General features: G+C 65.4%; 1 protein-coding gene and 1 pseudogene. Both read left to right on the forward strand.

Annotation, left to right across the window (positions count from 1 at the left end):
• Positions 1-1,120: tetratricopeptide repeat protein (locus AABE10_RS36175; protein WP_342937836.1), on the forward strand; the 1,120-nt coding region annotated here is incomplete at its 5' end.
• Positions 1,117-1,418, forward strand: a pseudogene (locus AABE10_RS36180) (MFS transporter); the annotation flags it as partial. The gene AABE10_RS36175 and the pseudogene AABE10_RS36180, both read left to right, overlap by 4 nt.

Genomic DNA, 1,418 nt, shown 5'->3' on the forward strand with positions numbered 1-1,418 from the left:
GAAGGCGCTCGATCTCGTCGCCCGTAACGGGACGGAACGTGAGCGCAGCCACGTCGACGTGCTGTCGCTGGCCATCCACGGACAGGCGGCCAGGGCACTCACCGCCGCGCTCGCGCACACCGACCGCTGGCCGCGGGACATCGTCATCCTGTCGATGCCGCTTGGGGCGTTCGGCCTCTTCGCGTTTTCCGGCATAGCCGACCATGACCAGGCACGCGTCGACCTGTGCGAACGCCACGCGAAACACTTCGATGCCGACGACTGGTGGTTCCTGACCTATCGAGGCTGGGCGCATGGCGAAAACGGCGACCTCCAGCTCGGACGCACGCTGACGCAACGCGCGCTGCAAGTGCGGCGACACAACGTGAATGCGGCGCACGCCGTCGCCCACGTGCTGTACGAATCCGGTGCGAACGACGAGGCGCAAGACATGATTACCGGCTGGCTGCCGGAATATGACAAGACGGGCGTGCTTCACGGCCACATCGCATGGCATAGCGCGCTCATCGCCCTTGAGCGCGCAGACACCGGGCGTGCGCTCGCCATCTACAACGAGCATGTCGCGCCGGCTGCGTCACTCGGCACGCCGATCAACATCGTGAGCGACACGTCGTCGTTTCTCTGGCGCATGCAGGCCTACGGCCACGCCGTCCCGGCAGGTATGTGGGACGACGCTGCAAAGTACGCGTCGGATTACTTCAAGGAAGCGGGCTTTCCGTTCGCTGACTTCCACATGGCGCTGGTAGCCGCGGCGACGGGCGACAGCAAAGCCGTCGAACAACGCGTTGCCGGGCTCAACAGGCTCATCGGCGAAGGCAAGCTCCCCGCTGGCCCCGTCGTCCCGGCGATCTGCCGCGCGTCGTTGGCCTTCGCCGAAGAAAAGTACGCGCTCGTTGCCGACATTCTCGAGCCGGTCACGCGAGACGTCGTGCGAATCGGCGGAAGCGGCGCGCAGCGCGAGGTCGTCGAGGACACGCTTCTGGTTGCGCTCATGCGAAGCGGCGAGGCCGGGAAAGCGCATGCGATCCTCAACGAGCGGCTGCATCGTCGTCCGTCCCCTCGCGACGAGCGGTGGCTCGACCAGTTGCGCAGCGCTCAGGCGCCCCTCGCGAATCGATGATCCGGGCGACTGGCGTGCGGAAACTGCTCGTTCAAGGGATAGGCCCGGTCGCCGCAATCTCAATCGCGCAACTCTTCGGTACTGCACTGTGGTTCAGTGCAAACAGTACTGCCGGCGACCTGGTGAGAATCTGGCACATCAGCGCGGCTGACATCGGCTGGCTGACGAGTGCGGTGCAGCTTGGGTTCATCCTCGGCACACTCATCGTCTCGCTGAGCGGCGCCGCCGATCGTTTTCGCGCGAGCAGAATCTTCGTCTGCAGCGCCGTCGTCGGTGCGCTGTTCAACCTCGGCTTTGC

Origin of the sequence: Paraburkholderia diazotrophica (assembly GCF_038900755.1) — a bacterium.
Classification (GTDB): Bacteria; Pseudomonadota; Gammaproteobacteria; order Burkholderiales; family Burkholderiaceae; genus Paraburkholderia; species Paraburkholderia diazotrophica_A.